The organism is Leptolyngbya subtilissima AS-A7 (assembly GCF_039962255.1).
Classification (GTDB): domain Bacteria; phylum Cyanobacteriota; class Cyanobacteriia; order Phormidesmidales; family Phormidesmidaceae; genus Nodosilinea.
In genome coordinates this window covers 98,358-115,501 of the sequence record NZ_JAMPKY010000006.1, presented here as the reverse complement: position 1 = coordinate 115,501, position 17,144 = coordinate 98,358, and the positions used below count along the sequence as shown (strand labels likewise).

The 17,144-nt window shown below is 58.1% G+C and carries 15 protein-coding genes; 7 read left to right on the top strand and 8 right to left on the bottom strand.

Annotated elements, in window-relative coordinates; all coding sequences use genetic code 11:
* Window positions 1–180: 180 nt before the first annotated feature.
* Window positions 181–609: a photosystem I reaction center subunit II PsaD gene (gene psaD, locus NC979_RS14270; protein WP_190515055.1), complete on the bottom strand. Its 429-nt coding sequence runs from the start codon at window positions 607–609 to the stop codon at window positions 181–183.
* Window positions 610–818: 209 nt separating this feature from the next.
* A complete protein-coding gene (locus tag NC979_RS14265) occupies window positions 819–1,628 on the bottom strand; it encodes a glucose 1-dehydrogenase (protein WP_190515053.1) in 810 nt (269 codons plus the stop codon).
* A gap of 183 nt (window positions 1,629–1,811) precedes the next feature.
* Here NC979_RS14265 and NC979_RS14260 point away from each other — a divergent pair, with 183 nt between their 5' ends.
* Complete coding sequence (locus tag NC979_RS14260; RefSeq protein WP_190515050.1) at window positions 1,812–2,489, top strand: potassium channel family protein; 678 nt, start codon at window positions 1,812–1,814, stop codon at window positions 2,487–2,489.
* 34 nt (window positions 2,490–2,523) lie between these two features.
* Here NC979_RS14260 and NC979_RS14255 read toward each other — a convergent pair whose 3' ends face one another.
* Window positions 2,524–4,152: a cation:proton antiporter gene (locus NC979_RS14255; RefSeq protein WP_199308655.1), complete on the bottom strand. Its 1,629-nt coding sequence runs from the start codon at window positions 4,150–4,152 to the stop codon at window positions 2,524–2,526.
* Window positions 4,153–4,422: 270 nt separating this feature from the next.
* Here NC979_RS14255 and NC979_RS14250 point away from each other — a divergent pair, with 270 nt between their 5' ends.
* Window positions 4,423–5,031 (top strand): CPP1-like family protein, encoded by a 609-nt coding sequence (locus NC979_RS14250; protein ID WP_190515047.1) that lies wholly within the window; start codon window positions 4,423–4,425, stop codon window positions 5,029–5,031.
* A 138-nt stretch (window positions 5,032–5,169) separates the two neighbouring features.
* Here NC979_RS14250 and hppD read toward each other — a convergent pair whose 3' ends face one another.
* From hppD to NC979_RS14235, 3 genes are all read right to left on the bottom strand, one after another.
* Window positions 5,170–6,282 (bottom strand): 4-hydroxyphenylpyruvate dioxygenase, encoded by a 1,113-nt coding sequence (gene hppD / locus NC979_RS14245; protein WP_190515046.1) that lies wholly within the window; start codon window positions 6,280–6,282, stop codon window positions 5,170–5,172.
* 248 nt (window positions 6,283–6,530) lie between these two features.
* Window positions 6,531–7,328, bottom strand: a complete 798-nt coding sequence (locus NC979_RS14240; protein WP_190515043.1) for a hypothetical protein — start codon at window positions 7,326–7,328, stop codon at window positions 6,531–6,533.
* 136 nt (window positions 7,329–7,464) lie between these two features.
* Entirely contained in the window at window positions 7,465–8,565 is a 1,101-nt protein-coding gene (locus NC979_RS14235) for a Gfo/Idh/MocA family protein (RefSeq protein WP_190515041.1), read from the bottom strand.
* Between the two features lie 148 nt (window positions 8,566–8,713).
* Between NC979_RS14235 and NC979_RS14230 the strand changes: the two genes are divergently transcribed.
* The 4 genes from NC979_RS14230 to NC979_RS14215 all read left to right on the top strand — a co-directional run bounded on the left by NC979_RS14230 (window position 8,714) and on the right by NC979_RS14215 (window position 12,611).
* Window positions 8,714–10,054, top strand: a complete 1,341-nt coding sequence (locus NC979_RS14230; protein ID WP_190515038.1) for an efflux RND transporter periplasmic adaptor subunit — start codon at window positions 8,714–8,716, stop codon at window positions 10,052–10,054.
* 157 nt (window positions 10,055–10,211) lie between these two features.
* On the top strand, window positions 10,212–11,435 hold the full coding sequence (locus NC979_RS14225) for an ABC transporter permease (protein WP_190515036.1): 1,224 nt from the start codon (window positions 10,212–10,214) through the stop codon (window positions 11,433–11,435).
* A 26-nt stretch (window positions 11,436–11,461) separates the two neighbouring features.
* A complete protein-coding gene (locus tag NC979_RS14220) occupies window positions 11,462–12,136 on the top strand; it encodes a VOC family protein (protein WP_190515033.1) in 675 nt (224 codons plus the stop codon).
* Window positions 12,137–12,143: 7 nt separating this feature from the next.
* Entirely contained in the window at window positions 12,144–12,611 is a 468-nt protein-coding gene (locus tag NC979_RS14215; protein WP_190515031.1) for a GNAT family N-acetyltransferase, read from the top strand.
* Between the two features lie 75 nt (window positions 12,612–12,686).
* On the opposite strand, the gene NC979_RS14210 is transcribed toward NC979_RS14215, so the two are convergent.
* Window positions 12,687–14,078: an NAD-dependent malic enzyme gene (locus NC979_RS14210; protein WP_190515029.1), complete on the bottom strand. Its 1,392-nt coding sequence runs from the start codon at window positions 14,076–14,078 to the stop codon at window positions 12,687–12,689.
* A gap of 188 nt (window positions 14,079–14,266) precedes the next feature.
* Between NC979_RS14210 and NC979_RS14205 the strand changes: the two genes are divergently transcribed.
* Window positions 14,267–14,716 carry an SRPBCC domain-containing protein gene (locus NC979_RS14205; protein ID WP_190515026.1) on the top strand — a complete coding sequence of 150 codons (450 nt, stop codon included), beginning with the start codon at window positions 14,267–14,269 and terminating at the stop codon, window positions 14,714–14,716.
* A 98-nt stretch (window positions 14,717–14,814) separates the two neighbouring features.
* Here the strand turns inward: NC979_RS14205 and NC979_RS14200 are convergent, their stop codons facing one another.
* On the bottom strand, window positions 14,815–16,953 hold the full coding sequence (locus NC979_RS14200; RefSeq protein ID WP_190515024.1) for a cation:proton antiporter domain-containing protein: 2,139 nt from the start codon (window positions 16,951–16,953) through the stop codon (window positions 14,815–14,817).
* Window positions 16,954–17,144: the final 191 nt, after the last annotated feature.

Sequence of the window (17,144 nt, the reverse complement as noted above, 5' to 3'; positions counted from 1 at the left end):
TTTTACAGCGCGATTGGGGCAGCGCAATGGTTTAAGAGCTGGCAGAGGGGGCGATCGCCACCCATGGGCCAGCCCGTCTAGATAGCAAAAGGGGCCTAGCCGCAGCTACGCCCCCCTACAACACAACAGTCACAGTCAGAACTCGGTAACAGTTGGCTCAGCAAACCGAGCCAAACGGGCCTAGACCTCGTAGGTAGTCTTACCGCTAAACTTGATGGTGGACGGGTCGGGGTTGGCCCCGATGTTGCGACCGATGCTGCCCACGGCTGCGCGGCCCTCGTTCACCTTCTCAGGGAAGACGCCGTCGGCGGGGTGCAGATACTGGGTTTCACCGCTGGGGAAAACGCGGTAGATCTTGTAGTTTTCGATTCTGGGCTTAAATCTGTTGCGCAGCTGTCTGCTAAGGGCAAGGCACTGCTCTTTGCGGGCCAGATAAAGAAGGTTATCCCCTTCGTTCATGAAGGCAGCGCCACCGGTGGGCATTTCAAAAACCTGCTTCTTGGGGCTGGTCCAGGTAATGGCGTATTTCTCTTCGACAGCAGCCTTGGTGAGGAGACCGCCGGTGCTGCCTCCAAAAATAGGTGTTTGACCTGTTAGCGATTCAGTCATGAAGTCCTATCTCTCAACCGTTTGATGGGCATCGTATCATCGCAAGAGCAGGGGGTAATACCGATTGTTGAGGAAGTGTAACAGTTCTTCAGGTAAGGGTTGGAAGACTTGATAAATGGGTGGATCCGTTGATGGTGAGGTGTAAGGTGCAGGGCCTAGGGTTTCAGGGTAGCCGTAAGCCTTAAACCCTAAACCTTCAACCCCTTTTTTTAGGCCGACCAGGCTTCCCTGAAGTCTGCGTAGAGGGTGAGACCGCCATCGATGTAGAGGGTCTGCCCGGTGATGTAAGTGGCCTCATCGGAGGCCAGAAACGCTACAGCGGCGGCCATTTCTTCGCTGGTGCCGGCCCGACCCATGGGAATGTGGCTTTCGACCTCAGCTTTTTTGGCGGGATCGTCGGTCCATTCGTCATTGATGGGGGTGACGGTGGCCCCGGGGCCAATGCCGTTAACTCGAATGCCCTTGGCCGCATATTCCAGAGCCAGAGTGCGGGTCATGTTGCCCATGCCCCCTTTGCTGATGGAGTAGCTGAGGTACTGGGGTCGGGGAATGATCTCATGCACGCTAGAAATATTGATGACGCTGCCGGGGCGATCGCTGGCTAGCAGGTGCTTAATGGTTTCGCGAGCGCATAGGTAGGCCCCCCGCAGGTTGACCCCTAACACCCAATCAAAGCTGTCGGCTTCAAGCGCCTCCGATGGACTGTCAGCCTGAACACCAGCGTTATTGATCAAGATGTCGAGTTGGCCGAAGTGCTCGATGGTCTGCTGCACCAGGGCGATCGCATCTTCTTCTTTAGAGACATCGCCTTTGAGCAGCAGCGCTTTGACGCCACAGTTCTCTACGTCGGCGCAGGCTTTTTCCATGGCTATGCGGCGGGTGTCTTCAGCGGCATCGGGGTTGCTGCGGTAGTTGATCACAATATTGCAGCCCTCCTCCGCCAGGCGAATGGCGATCGCCTGGCCAATGCCTGACGAAGCGCCAGTGATCAGCGCGGTTTTGCCAACAAGTCCTTTCATAGAGTAGCTCCGGAGGATGAAGAATGAGCGAGTGAGAGGGAAGGGCTGTGGCCTAGACCAGACAACGGTCTGCATCCCTACAATGGATGCGGTGAGCATACTAAAAGGCTGATTTTTGGTATATCCCCCTAGGGGGTTATATCCCTGGTCCAGCGTGACTACTAGATCTTAAGGGGGTTGTGCATGTACGTATTGATTGGCGGCGCTGGCATGTTGGGCCTTGACTTGGCCAAAACCTTGTTAGGAGAGGGGCATACCGTAGCCGTGGTCGACCCTGACCCGCTGGCCTGCCAATATGCCCGCGAAAAGATTGGCGTCATGGCCTTCGAGGGCAGTGCTGTGAATACCACTACTCTGCTGGAGGCGGGCATTCGCAAGGCTGATGCGGTGATTGCAGCCCTGCCCGAGGATGCTCTCAACCTGGCCATTGTCACGTTGTCGAAGCACTACGGGGTGCCCCAGACAGTGGTGCGTATGAGCGATCGCGATTTTGCTGAGCCCTACCAACTAGCTGGGGCGACCCACACCGTGAGCACCACCGAACTCACTATCAACCGCATTGTGAATGCTATTGAGTATCCCCAAGTGGAGGCCATGATGCATTTTGAGCAAGGCCAGGTGGAAGTGCTCAAGCTGCCCATTCCGCAGCAGTGCACCATTGTCGGTCGCACCGTGGCCGAAATTGCCCAAGATACTCGCTTTCCGGCAGGCACGCTAATCATCGGTTACCAGGCCCATCCCCACGAAGATTTGACCATTCCCAACGGCAGCACGGTGCTTGAGAGCGGCTCGACCATTCTGGCGGTGACTAAGCCCGGTCTAGTGCGACAGATGCTCGACTTCATGGGGCTCTGCGCCTGAGGGCTGGAGTGAGCGACAACAGTGTTCTTTGGGGTCAGTCATCTTTCAGGGCGAGCAGCTTTTCGTTGAGGGCCCTAACGTAGGACTGGCTGGTCTCTTCAGATAACAATCCTTTGCGCAGGGCGTCGTTGACGGCCCCCTTCTCAGCTAGATAAAGGCGGCGGCGCAGCCCGTCTAGATGACTTTGGTCTTCGAGGTGGGCGTTGTCGTCAAGGGGGCGCTGGTTGTAGAAGTCACGCAGCTCGCGGTCGGCGCTAGCAATCTGGGCTTGGTAGGCGGCAAACAACTCTTCATAGAGGTTTTTGGGCAGGCTGCCCGATTGCAGCAGGGCGGCTAGCTCTTGCTGTCCCGCTTTGGCGGCAATCAGATTGAGCTGTAGCGTTTCGAGGTGTTGCCTGGTTGCTGAGGGGATTGTGAGGCGCAGCCGCTTCACCAGCCATGGCAGGGTTAGCCCTTGACCCACTAGCGACACCAATACGGTGCTGAATACCAGGGCGACCACCTGCGATCGCCCCGGCAGATCGGCGGGCAAACTCAGTGCCAGCGCCATCGACAACGACCCTTTGACATTGCCCAAAATCAGCACGTGCTGCCAGCGCAGGGGCAGGGGGCGATCAAAAAACCTCAGCAGGTACAGCAGTGGGTAGGTCGTCAGAACGCGGCCGGTTTGATAGGCCAGCACCGCGAACAGTGCCGCTGGAATGGTTTGCAGCAGCACCTCTGGATCGACCTCAATACCCACCAGCAAAAAGATAAAGGTGTTGACCCCAAAGCCTGCATACTCCCAAAAGTTGAGCAGAGTGACCTTGGTTGAGGCTGAGGTCTGGCGAAAGCCCAATTCACCAATCACCAGCCCAGCGACCACGACGGCGATCGCGCTCGATACACCGATTTCGTGCCCAATCTGAAACGTGCCCAGGGATACTGCCACCGTCAGCAAAATATTGCTGAGAGCATCGTCGAGCTGTTGAAATAGCCCCACACACAGGTAACCCAGGCCTAGGCCCAGCACCCCGCCTCCCACAAAGGCGATAACGATCTGCTGCAACCCTTCCCCTACCGTGAACGATCCCTGAGTGTGAACGGTGGTGATCAGGCCCAAGAGCACCAGGGCCGTGCCGTCATTCAGCAGGCTCTCGCCCTCTACGATGGTGGCCAGCCGAGGGGGCACCGGCACCGTTCTAAAGGCGGCAATGACCGAAACCGTGTCGGTAATGGTCAAAATTACGCCGATGGCGGCGGCGGTAATGGTTGCCAATCCCAGTCCCCACTGGAGTATGGCCGCAGTAATCATTGCGGCCAGCAGCACCCCTGGCCCTGCGATCAAGGCAATCAGCTTAATGGTGCTGCGCAGCCGACTGATGTCGGTGTTAATGGCCGCCTCAAAAATCAAAATGGGCAAAAACAGGTTGAGAATGATTTCCGGGTTGAGCCCCACTGACTCCGGCAGCACCGATTGAGTAATGCTGAGCCCCGCCAGCACCAGCCCCACCACGTAGGGAATGCGCAGCCGGCGAGTAATCAGGGCGACGACCGTAGCCATCAGCAGCAGCACGATCAGGGCATTGACCAAGCCAGTAACGTCGCTGGTGGTATTTGCCAGTGCCCCTACCTCCAACGGCTCCTCGGCCAGCCACAAACCCATTGCTAACGTTGTACCCATCGGGGCAAATATCCGCAAAACGCCAAAACTACTCCCCATCCTAAGGGGGTAGCTCTGCCCTCGCACCACGCAAACAAAAATTGCGTAGGGCTTTCTCAGGCAGCCTAGGCCGTAAGATGTGCCCTAGGGGAGTACCCATTTCGACAGGTGTTCCCTATTTGTGGGGTCGCTGGTTACACTGGGTTTAGCAACTGTCATGGGGCTTGGGTTTAGATTCGATCAGGACAGGCTGTTGTTGTCAAGTCGTCTGGGGGTTTTGGAGTTTTGCAGATGAGCGACCAAAATTCGTACGAACTGCTGGGGCTAACTGAAGCCTCAACCTTTGAAGAAATTCAGGCGGCCCGCGATCGCCTGGTCGATCACTATGCCGAAGAGCCCAAGCAGCAGGCTGCCGTCGAAGCGGCCTACGATGCCATTCTGATGGAGCGCCTGCGCCTGCGCCAAGAGGGCAAGATCAAGGTGCCCGATCGCATTCGCTTTGCCGAAAACGTCCCCGAAACCCCGCCCCTAGCCAAAGCTACCCCCTCCCTACCCCGACCCGACTGGCTCAATGGCCTAGTCGACACCCCCAGCCGCGACGACATTCTTTGGCCTGCCGTGACCTATGCAGGGCTAGCCCTATTGGGTTTCGCCGCGCCGTCGCTATCGCTGGCGGTAGCTATTGGGGCTGCCATCTACTTTCTCAACCGCAAAGAAAATAAGTTCTGGCGATCGGTGCTGCTCACTATCGGTGGCCTGGCTGCTGGTTTGGCCCTCGGCATGACCGTAGGGCAGCTGCTCATTCCCCAGGGAGCGCAGTTCGCCTGGGCCACCCCCGATGCGATCGCGGCAGCGGTCACCTGCCTGGCGCTGTGGACGATCAGCAGTTTCCTGCGCTAGCTGCCTGGAGAGAATTGCCGGCTCAAGGTCTAATGTATTTCAAGGTTTAAGGTGTAGGGTGCAAGGCTCAAGATTGGCCCTGCACCTTATACTTTGTACCCCTGCTAGTCCTTCCCTGGCCTTTCCTTGGGCAGTCTCCTAAGCGAGACTGCCCCGCTTCATCTGCTCTCGCTCAATCGCCTCAAACAGGGCCTGAAAGTTGCGCTCCCCAAACCCTTGAGCCTTGGCTAAGTCGCCGTTGACCCGTACTACCTGCCGCTGAATCAGCTCAAAAAAGACGGTGGGAATGCTCAAAAAAGGCTGCGTAAAAGTTTGCAGCAGGCGAGCCTGGGGCAAATGAGGATCCCAATCCACTAAAATTTGTAGTCGAGCAATGGCGGCTTTCCGCTGGCTGAGCCACTCTGACGGCATATCACCCTGGGTTTGGTACCCCGGGCGTTGCTCAAGGGCTTCGTAATAGTTTTGGGGCACCGGCAAAAAACTCACTCCGCCGCTGCGCAGTTGCTCGACCGTATGGACAATATCCTCGGTGTGGAGCGCCACATGCTGAATACCGCCGCCTCGGTTGTAGTCGAGAAATTCCTGCACCTGGGAGTTGGCTGTGGTCGGTTCATTAATGGGGAGCTGAGCGCTGCCTTCGGGATGGGCCAGCACCTGGCTTCGCAGGCCTGAGCGAGAGGTATCAATAGCAAATCGCTGCCGGGGTTGAAAACCGAGCTGACTGGTGTACCAAGCCACCGCCTGGGTCAGTTCTCCTGTGGGCACGTTGACCACGGCGTGGTCGATCGCCGTCACTAAGCTGCTGGAACAAGCTGCCTGCTGGCGATCGCTGGGGGCAATGCCCGGTACCCAAACCTCTCCCTGCCAAGTCTCTACCAGGGTGTGGCTGAGGGAGCCCCAGCCCTGAATTTGTCCCCAGCACCCTCGCCCCCAAGCATCGGTTTGGATAGGCTGGATGACCTTGCCCCCGGCGGCGGCCACCCGACGCAGAGTTTGCTCGAGGTCGGCCACGCGGAGGGCAATATCGCCAATGCCCGGCGGGTGGTGTTGCAGGTACTGGGTTACTGTCGAGGGCACAGCCACAATCAGCAGTGGCACCTGCCCCACATAGACCAGGGCTTTGTCTTGAGCCGGTTGCCCTGGAGATGGGCTCAGCTCTGGCCCAACCCAAACACCCCCCCAGGCATGGACAAACCAGTCGCGCCAGGGGGCCACCTCATCCACGTAAAAACTCAGATGGTTGAACTCCATAGGGCTATGTCACCGTGCTGATCCCGCTGTTATTGGAGCACAAACCTACCCCTTCAAGTCTCACCCCTGAGAATATTTTCGTTTAGATACTTAATAACTTGCTGTTTTCAATGCCTTTTTTACAGCTTCAAGGGCTTATTTCAGCCAGCGTTTCTTCCTGCCCAATCTCTCACCGCTATGGTCGGAGGAAACCACGGTGAGCCTTGACTAAGCAGCAATTTTTTCTACCTATCCGTCTGCCGTGCTACCTAGCTGGCGGCATTCCCCGCCACCGCTATTACCTGATCTTGGTTTTCGGCGGTGTAGCTGTTGGGTGGGTAGCGATCGAGATGGCGGAACAGGGCAATAGGCTTCTGCACCCGGCAGGTGTAAAACTCGACAATAATCTCGGCATCCTGGCGGAGAACCACTTTGGGAGAAAAGTCTTCGGGAATTTTGGTGCGCCACTGCCACGGAATTTGTTGGGGAGGCGCGGCTACAAAGCGATGGTGCACCCAGCGGGCGTAGCGGTTGAAGCGGCCAAACTCCCGCACCTCGCGGGTAAAAATTGAAGCCGCCAGAAAGGATGCCAGCGAACCGTCGCCGTCTATACCCGCCATCAGGTTGGGTAGGGCTCCCATGGGTTTAGGCACCTGGTCGGGGGCCGTCACTTTGCTGATCGCGTCGTCTAGATATTCTGTGGTGCTGAGCAGGCCGGGTAGGGCAACGGTAGTGCCCATGCCGCCGTTGGCGTCTTGGCGCAGGTAGGTCACCAGGCGTGTGCCAGGGCGCATCCATAGGCCGGGCAGCTTGACTAACGCCTCGGCCGGGTCAAGGGTACTGACAAACCAGCGCCCCTGGGTGTTGGGGGCCGGAATGTTGTCCTCGGGCATATCCCCAACTCGAAACAGGTCGCCTAGGGCGTTGAGTGAGTCTGGTAGGGGGCCATCGTCTACCTCTTCTCCGCTGACGCTCGGCTGCTGTTCGTGGGGGGGGAGCACCAGAGTCTCGCGAATAAACTGGCTAACTTTTTGAACTGTAGCTAGGGGATATCTTTGAAACGACATGGATCACCGGGGCGGTGGCTAAGGATGAGGTGATAGAACTGGCTAGAACGCTGCACCGTTTATAGGTTAAGGATGCCCTGAGGATACCCCTTACCCCCAACTCTGAACGGTAGGCCTGCCTAAATCACGAACATTTCTACACCTGAAATAGGGGTTTGGGCACCTCAACCCAGGCATTTTGGCGGTGAGACTGATGGGCTAAATCCATCAGGTGCTGCGATCGCACCCCATCCCAAATCGACGGCTCGGTAGCCAGGCCCCGATCGATATCGCTGACCCAATGATTGACGACGCGCACAAAGGGAGCGATGCGGCCATCGCTGTAGGTGGTAGGAAACTGGAGGCGATCGGGAATCGGCAGTTCTGCGAGGGCTGCGCCCCCTTGGCTGCCCCAGAGGCGAAAGCCGTGGACGTAGTCGGTGAGGTTGTCGCTGCCCAGCACCAGGGTGCCACCGTCGCCGTAGACCTCGACCCAGTGGCCCCGCCCAGCATAGGTAACGGAGCTGATCGCTACCTGGCAGGGGGCACCGTTGGCCAAATCGAGAATCAAACTACAGGTGTCGTCAGCGTCGACCGGCTGGAGTTGGCCAGAGGGGTCGGGCCGCTGAGGAATGGCGGTGCTGAGGCGGGCGCTGAGCCGCTGAATGGGGCCAAACAGCCAGGTGATGTAGTCGAAGCTGTGGGAGGCAAAGGCCCCCAGGGCACCGCCCCCCTGGTCTTGGCGAGAATACCAGTTCCAGGGGCGGCTGGGGTCAGCGCGGCCCGGCACGGTCCAGGTGATGTTGACGAAGCGCAGGTTGCCGACGTAGCCCTCGGTCAGCAGCTCGGCCAGCCGCTGCCAGGCAGGCACAAAGCGAAATTCAAAATCCATGGTGGCGACTAGATTGCGATCGCGCGCCAGTTCGGCGATCGCCTCGGCCTCCGCCCCCGACAGCGCCGTGGGCTTTTCGAGCAGCAGGTGCTTGCCCGCCTCAAGCACGGTTTTGGCCTGGGAGTAGTGCAGAAAGGGCGGGGTGGCAACGGTCACCGCCTGCACCTCGGGCAGGGCCACGATCGCCTCGATGCTGTCGCAGGCGTGGGGAATGCCGTGCTCGGCCGCGATCGCCTGCGCTTTCGCTAAATCCCGGTGATACACCGCGACCACCTCGGTGCGATGGTGGGCCTGCAACCCCGGAATGTGAACCTTCTGGCCAAAGCCGGTGCCCACCACCGCCACCTGAATCGGAGTTTCTGCCATAGCGACCTCATCCATGCCCTTGTCGATGCTCTTATCAATGCAGGGGGCGGGCTAGATAGCCAATGCCCTACCCCAGAGTAAGGGGCGAGCTGCGATCGCTACAATTAAACTGAGCAGTTTAGTTCTGGCCAAAATCTAAAAAGTTTTTATGCAGGTTCCCTTAATTGGTAAGGTGCGTCGTCCGCTGGTGTGGCTGTTGGCCGGGCTAGCGGCGGCGGCCGTAGTGGCGGGCTCGGTAGGGTTTGGGGTTTGGCGCAGTCGCCAGAGCGCTTACGATGTCGAGGCCTTTACAACCCCGGCGGCGATCGAGCCCTTGACGGTGCGGGTGGCGGCCAGTGGCACGGTGAGGCCAGTGCAGACGGTGAACCTCAGCCCTGAGAATGCCGGTGTTTTGGAAGAACTCTTCGTAGAGCAGGGCGATCGCGTCGAGCCTGGTCAGGTTATCGCCCGCATGAAAAGCCGCGACACCGCTGCCCAGGTGAGTCAAAATCAGGCCGCCGTGGCTGAGGCCGAAGCGGCTCTGGCTGAACTGCGCCAGGGCAGCCGCCCCGACGAAATTACCCAGGCGGAGGCGACCGTTGAGGCCAACCGCGCTCAAGTGCGCGACGCCCAGGCCCGTCTAGATCTCGCCACCAGCGATCTGGCTCGCCGCCAGGAGCTGTTTGATCGGGGAGCTGTGGCGGCGACGGATCTCGACACTGCCGCCCGCGAGCAGCGCAGCGCCCAGGCAGCCTTAGAGCAGGCCCAGGCCCGCGTCACCGAGTCACAGCGGCGAGTGGATGACCTGCGCAGTGGTCCGCGCCAGGAGGCGATCGCCCAGGCCGAAGCCCGCCTGGGTCAGGCCCGTGCCCAGCTCGACGGTGCCCAAATTCGACAGGATGAAACCCTGATTCGCGCTCCCTTTGGCGGCATTGTTACCCAAAAATTTGCTACCGAGGGCGCGTTTGTTACCCCTACCACCTCGGCTTCTGAGCTGTCGTCGGCCACTTCCACAGCGATCGTGGCCCTAGCCGAAGATCTAGAGGTGCTGGCCGAGGTGCCCGAGGCCGACATTGCCCTGATCGAGCCGGGGCAGACCGTAGAAGTGGTGGCCGATGCTTTCCCGGATCAGACCTTTGCCGGTCGAGTTAAGCTGGTGGCCCCCGAGGCGATCGAGCGGCAAAGCGTCACCCTGTTTCAGGTGCGCATCGAGCTAACTGACGGCAAAGATATTCTGCGATCGAACATGAACGTCAACGTGAATTTTGTCGGCGATCAGCTGGCCGATGCCCTGGTGGTGCCTACGGTGGCGGTGGTGACCCAGGCAGGAGAAAGCGGCGTGCTAGTGCCCGGCGATGACCGCGATATTGTGTTTCAGCCCGTGACCCTCGGCCCTCAGGTAGGCGACCAGATTCAAATTTTGGATGGTGTTGAGGAGGGCGATCGCGTCTTTGTCGATCTACCCCCCGGCAAATCCCTCGAAAACATCACCGTTCGCCAAGAGCAGTAGCAAACTGCCAATGCACCTGCCTATCAGCTTGCCAATCGCAGCCGTTGGCTTCTTGATCTAAATATTGCGCTGCTAGATCGCTGTGTTCAGCTAGAAGCTGGAGAAGCCCAGTCTCAATTCTTAGCTGCCCTGACAAATTCCTAGGCATATTTTCTCTATGAACCTGCAAGAAAGCCTGTCGATGGCGACCAAGACCCTGGCGGCCAACCGCCTCCGTAGCGCCCTCACCATGCTCGGCATTATCATCGGCAATGCCTCGGTGATTACGATGGTGGGACTTGGCGAAGGGGCGCAGCGGTATGTTAACGGCCAGCTCGAAACCCTAGGGCCAAACGTGCTGTTTGTGGTGCCGGGCAGCCGCGAGACTCGCGAGCTAGGTTCTCTAGAGGTGCCGCGCACGCTGGTGCTGGATGACGCGACGGCGATCGCTGAGCAAGTGCCCTCGGTTAGTGGCGTGGCGGCTGAGTCGAGCGGTCGTCAGCTCGTCACCTTTCGCAACCGCAACGCCAACATCAATGTAGTGGGCACTACGCCAGACTTTCTCGCGGTGCGCAGCTTTGAGGTGGCCAACGGGCGCTTCATCAGCGATTTGGACGTCACCCGTAGTGCTCAGGTGGCGGTGGTGGGCGAAACCCTGCGGGAGCGCCTGTTTGATGACGAATCAGGCCTGGGTCAGCAGATTCGGGTGGGGGGCATCAACTTTGACATCGTCGGCGTGCTGGAGAAAAAAGGCTCTAACCTGGGCCTTGACTACGACGACGCGGTGATGGTGCCGCTGACCACCAAAGCTAGCCGCCTGGGCGGCAGCGAGCGATCGCCCTACGGCATTGAGGTCTCGTTCATCACCGTGTCGGCTCGCGATCGCACCAGCATGGACACTGCCGAGTTTCAGATCACCAACCTGCTGCGCCTGCGCCACAACATTCGCGACGAAGACGACTTCTACATCAGCAGTCAGGACTCGCTGCTCACCATTGCCAACACGATTACCGGGGCGCTGACGCTGATGCTGGCGGCGATCGCCGGCATTTCCCTGTTTGTCGGCGGCATCGGCATTATGAATATCATGCTGGTGTCGGTGCGAGAGCGCACCCAGGAGATTGGGCTGAGAAAGGCGATCGGCGCCTCCCAGGGCGACATCTTGGGGCAGTTCTTAATTGAGGCAATCATTCTGTCGATCGCAGGGGGCGTGATCGGCACCGCCGTGGGGGTGAGCGGCATTCTGCTGATTGGGTTGCTGACTCCTTTTGAAGCCGGCATTTCGGCGGGGGCGATTCTGCTGACAGTGAGTGTTTCTGGCGGAATTGGCCTGTTCTTTGGTGTGTTCCCCGCCCGTCAGGCCGCTAAACTGGACCCAATTGTGGCCTTAAGAACGGCTTAACAGTGAGTGCCGTTGCGGATAACGACATGGCGTTTGAACTCGATCACCTGTTTATTTACACTGCTCCCAACGCCCCTGCTGCCGAACAGCTGCTCCAGTTTGGGCTAGCGGAGGGCAGAGCCAACGTGCATGCTGGCCAAGGCACGGCTAACCGCTGCTTTTTCTTTCACAACCTAATGCTGGAGCTGCTGTGGGTACACAATGCCGCTGAGGCCCAGTCTGACAACACTCGCCCCACCTATCTGTGGGAACGTTGGTCTGGTCTGGCCCAGGGCACCTGCCCCTTCGGAGTATGCCTACGCCCGATCGCAGGCCAAGCCTCCGCAACCCTTCCCTTCCCCACATGGAATTACCAGCCCGCTTACTTGCCGGCGGGCGTAGCCATACCGGTAGCGACCAACATATCAATGCTGAGCGAGCCGATGCTATTTCGTTTGCCCTTTGCCACGCGACAAGATAGCTACACTGAAGCCAAGGCACAACCCCTTGATCATGCCTTTGGGCTACGCGAGGTAACGCGGGTCAGTTTGACCTTGACCCAACCGCCGCCGCGATCGAGGGAATTAGAGGCGCTCTCTGCCACCAACTTAATCGCAATCCAAACCGGCCCGGCCTATCTCATGGAACTTGGCTTTGATGGCGAGACCCAGGCCCAGCACCGCGACTTTCGCCCCGCCCTACCGCTGATAGTCCACTGGTAACTCAAGCATGAATCTTCGCACCGCAATTGAAGCCGATTTACCGGCTTTGGCAACCTTATTTCGAGAGACGGTGCTAGTTAACGGCCCGCAGCACTACAGTCAGGCTCAAGTTGAGGCTTGGGCCGCCGTCGATGCCGCTAGCCCTCGGTTTCACCAATTCATCTTAGGGGTGACCACCTACGTGGCCGAGGATGATGATACCGCCATCCTCGGTTTTGCGGGCGTTGACGACAACGGCTATGTAGCCTCCACCTACGTGCGCCACGACTGTCTGCGCCAGGGCGTGGGCTCGCTGCTGATGCAGGCGGTGCTCGCCCATGCCCAGGAGAAGCACATCCAGCGCCTCTACACCGAGGCCAGCGAGTTTAGCCTGGGGCTATTCCAAAAATTTGGCTTCAGCCAGTACGACACCGAAGTGGTCGATCGCAACGGCGTTCAGTTCACACGCTATCTGATGGAGCGACAGTTGGATTAGACCGGGGGAGTGGGTATTAGGGTTTAAGGTACAGGGCCGCCCCTTGAACCCTATACCTCAAACCCTAAACCCCGTTTACTTCCTAGCTACCCCATCCACCCGTGCCGCATGCTTGACCGCCGAGGCGACCGCTGCCGCCACGCGCTCGTCGAACACCGAGGGAATGATGTGCTCGCGATCGAGCTGCTGAGGGCTCACCAGGGCCGCGATCGCGTAGGCTGCCTCTAGATACATCGACGGCGTAATCTCCTGGGCGCGACAGTCAATCGCTCCCCGCAGCACGCCTGGAAAAGCCAGTACGTTGTTGATCTGGTTGGGGTAGTCGCTGCGGCCCGTAGCCATCACGGCCACTTTGTGGGTCACCAGTTCGGGCTGAATTTCAGGGATCGGGTTAGCCATGGCAAACACGATGGGGTCTGCCGCCATGGAGGCCACCATATCCACCGACACGACCCCCGGCGCGCTGACGCCCAGGAAAATATCGGCTCCCACCATGGCGTCGGCCAGGGTGCCCGATGCTTCCACCGCAAATTCTTGCTTCTGGTCGTTTAGGTCGTCGCGGCTCAGCGAGAGAATGCCTTTGGAGTCGCACAGCACGATGGCGGTAGCCCCGGCCTTTTGCAGCAGTTTGGCGATCGCCACCCCCGCCGCTCCAGCGCCGTTGATCACCACCTTGACCTGGGTGAGAGATTTGTTGACCAGCTTGAGGGCGTTGATCAGCGCCGCCAGGGTGACAATGGCGGTGCCGTGCTGGTCGTCGTGGAACACGGGAATATCTAGCTCCTGGCGCAGGCGAGCCTCGATCTCAAAACAGCGGGGAGCGCTGATATCTTCGAGGTTGACGCCGCCAAACACAGGGGCCAGCTGCTTGACGGCGGTGACGATGGCGTCGGTGTCCTGGGTATCCAGGCAGATGGGGAAGGCATCCAGCCCAGCAAATTTCTTAAACAGCAGCGCCTTACCCTCCATCACGGGCAGGGCGGCGGCGGGGCCAAGATTCCCCAGACCCAAGACGGCGCTGCCATCAGTGACGATCGCCACCGTGTTGCCCTTGATGGTAAGGTCAAAGACGCGATCGGGGTGCTCGGCAATTTCGACGCACACTCGCCCGACGCCAGGGGTGTAGGCCATAGCGAGGTCATCCTGACTGTGCAGCTCTAGCTTGCTCTCCACACTGATCTTGCCGCCCTCGTGGATTTTAAAGGTGCGATCGCAGATCTCCAAAATCTCGATGTCTTCAACGGTTTTGACCGCCGTAATGATGTCTTCGACATGGGCCTCGCTAGAAGCGTCGACGTGCAGCACCCGCACCAGATCGCGGCGGTTGCGGCTAATCAGCTCAAAATCGCCCAAATTGCCCCCGGCTTCGGCAATGGCCTGGGTAATTCGCGCCAGCATACCGGTTTTGTTGGGAATTTTGAGCCGTAGACTGAGACTATAACTAGGGTTAGGGGTAAGAGTTGCCATGCCAGAACCTTTGGGCGATCGCCAGCGAAACAAGACTGCTGTCTTGAGGGAATATTAAGACCAGCTCCCTAGTTTAGGCGACTAAGTCTCTCCCGTCTGTGTCTCTCAGTGTGTGTGAAGATAGCAGTAGCGTCTGTTACCTATGCACGGTTTCTAGCCCCCGGTTCCTGGCTAACCCCCTCACCGCCATGCCCAGTTTCTATAGCGAAGTTACCATTAACGCTCCCCGGTTTGCCGTTTGGGACGCCCTCGTCCGCAAAGAAGAGTGGCACCGTTGGAATACCTTTCTCTACGACTGCGATCCCAATCTGCCGATCCGCCCCGGCGGCGAAATCTTCCTCGCCCTGCGCCGCCTTGAGGGCGAAGACGAAACCGAGTTTCAGCCCCGTATCGTGGTCGTGCAGCCCAACCACTGCCTGCGGTGGATTGCTAAGGGCCCCGGCTTCAAAAGCGAGCATGTGTTTGAACTGGAGGATGTTGGCCCTAACCGCACCAAATACATCCACCAGGAACGCCTCTCTGGCCTGCTCTCCCAGGTGTTTTTGCCCTTCATTCGCCGCGACGAAAAGGAAGGCATTCGCCGCATGGCCCGGCAGATTAAGCGCTACGTGGAGCACCACTACCGGCGACAGTGGTGACGGGCATTAGGGGTGGATGAGTATTGGGGTGTATGGGTTTTGTATGCCTCAGTGAGCCACTGTCCAGATTAGATCTTGACTGCAATTGCAAGCGATCCCTAGGACGAGGTCAAAAGCTTGGAATTGAGCCTGAAGGTAGCTCGATCAGAGCGGGTGGGGCGATCGCTGCGCAGAGGATGGGGTTCGCCCACCAGAATGACCGAGCCGGTCAGCTGATCGACTAGAGACGTCGTCTGTGAGCCCACAGACAGCCCATTACCAACTCGACGACGCTGTAGACGCAGCATCACCACATCGTGCTGCGACGCCGTTTTGACAATGGTAGACACCGCGTTGTCTCCCGCTACGAGGCGAATATCGATATCACTATCTGAGGAGGGAAAACGGTCAACTAGCAGCTCTAGCTGCTTGGCCAGCCGGCTGCGCTGGAGTTCTGAGGCCCGCGAGCCGTGCACATGCAGCAGCGTAATTTTGGCTTGGTAGGTTTTGGCCAGCACCTGGGCAAAGCGCAGGGTGCGAAGGTTAGCAGGAGAGGGATTCTCAATGGGCAGCAAAATGGTTTTAAAGGTTGTAGGCGAATCTAGCAGACGGGCCACCACCACTGGGCAATGGGCGGCCCAAAGAATACTGTCCTGAATGTTGCTAAATAGTCGGGTGTTTAGGCGCGATCGCTGCCCCATACCCAGCAAAATCAGGTTGGCATTTTCCTCGCGACTGAGGTGAGAGATGCCTTGGGCCACGTTGTAGTCAATTCTCAACCTGGGGTCGATCTCGGCTTCTAGGGCGGCGCTAATCGCCTGAGTAGCCTCTAACCGCTGGCGGCTGTGGGCTATGGCCCTGGACAATTGGGGCGAATCCATTTGGGGCTGAGCCAGGGCCACCGCCAGGGGGATCACCCGCCCGTTTTCATGACGAGCGACCGCCGCCGCCAACTCAATCAACCACTGCTCAGTGTTGGGGTTGTAGATCGGCACCACCACCGTAAACGATTCTGGAATGTCGCTGGGGGCAGGCAGCCAGTCGAACACTTCGTTTTCTCCCAGGCCGTCTACAGCGATCAGATGTTTGCCGGCCCTAGTGGTGACCAGCGGGCCTAAAATGGCCGTCACTAGCATCAGCAAAATGACGCTGTTGAACACCTGTGAGTTAATGATTTCTGCTTCGTAGCCCACTAGTGCCGCCGCCAGTGTAGCGGCCACCTGCGGAATCGACAGCGACCACATAGTCCAGGTCTCGGGCCAGGTGTAGCCATAGAGCATGCGGGCACCGAGCGAGGCCAGCCCCTTGGTGAGCAACAGCATACCGACGATGATCAAGGGCAGTTCGATCGATCGCAGAATGTCGCCAAAGGCCTCTAAATCGAGCAGCAGCCCCATGGCCACAAAAAACATAGGAATAAATAAAACGCTGCCCAAAAATTCTGTTTTTTCTTTAACCGGGCCATCGCCAATGACGCTGTTGATAGCTAGCCCCGCCAGAAAAGCCCCAATAATGCTTTCTACCCCAATTAGCTGGGCTCCCAAGGCGCAGAGAAACACAGAGAGCATCACAAACAGAAACTGGTTGCCCTCGTCTTTACCCGTTTTGCTAAAGAACAGCCTGCCGAGCTGTTTGAGACCCACTAAGACTGCGATCGTGTATAGAGTTAGTGACCCCAACAGCGTGGCTAGCTTAAGCGCTGAAAAGTCTCCCTGATTGATACCCAGACAGATGGCCAGCACCAGCAGCGACCCAATGTCTGTAAAGATTGTCGCTCCAACGGTGACGGTCACTGCTTCATTATTCACAATGCCAAACCGCTGCACAATGGGGTAAGCCAGCAGCGTGTGAGAGGCCAACAGCGAACCAATTAACACCGCCGCCAACCAGCCAAAGTTAAAGAATAAACCAACCGCAATCCCGCCCAGCATCGGGACAGCAAAGGTTAGCATCCCAAAGCCGAGGGAGCGATCGCGCGTTTTTTCAAATAGGGCTAGGTCAATTTCAAGACCAGCCACAAACATCAAATAAATTTTGCCGATTTCTGCAAACAGTTTCATGATGTCGGCGTCAGCATTTAGCCACCCCAAGCCGCTGCTGCCAAATAACACCCCAGCTAGCAATAGTCCGATTAATCCAGGTAGCCTGAACCGTTCAAAAATGGGCGGTGTGATCAGCACAATCGCCAGTAACAACACAAACGTTGTAATTGGTTCTTTTAACGTTTCTGAGACGGGTTCTACTAGGAAGAGAAACATAATGCGGCCCTTGGCATAAAGAGAGCCAGGACGTTCAAGACCTGGCTATCGGTGTTACTTAAATAGTGACTTTGATTGAGTCTGCTGTTCTAAGGGTCGTACTCCTAGGCTAACTCTGTCTCTCTGCCTGAAGAAAGAACTTGGCGCTACACCTCGTTTACAACAAAAAAGCCGCCCTATAGTTTAGGACG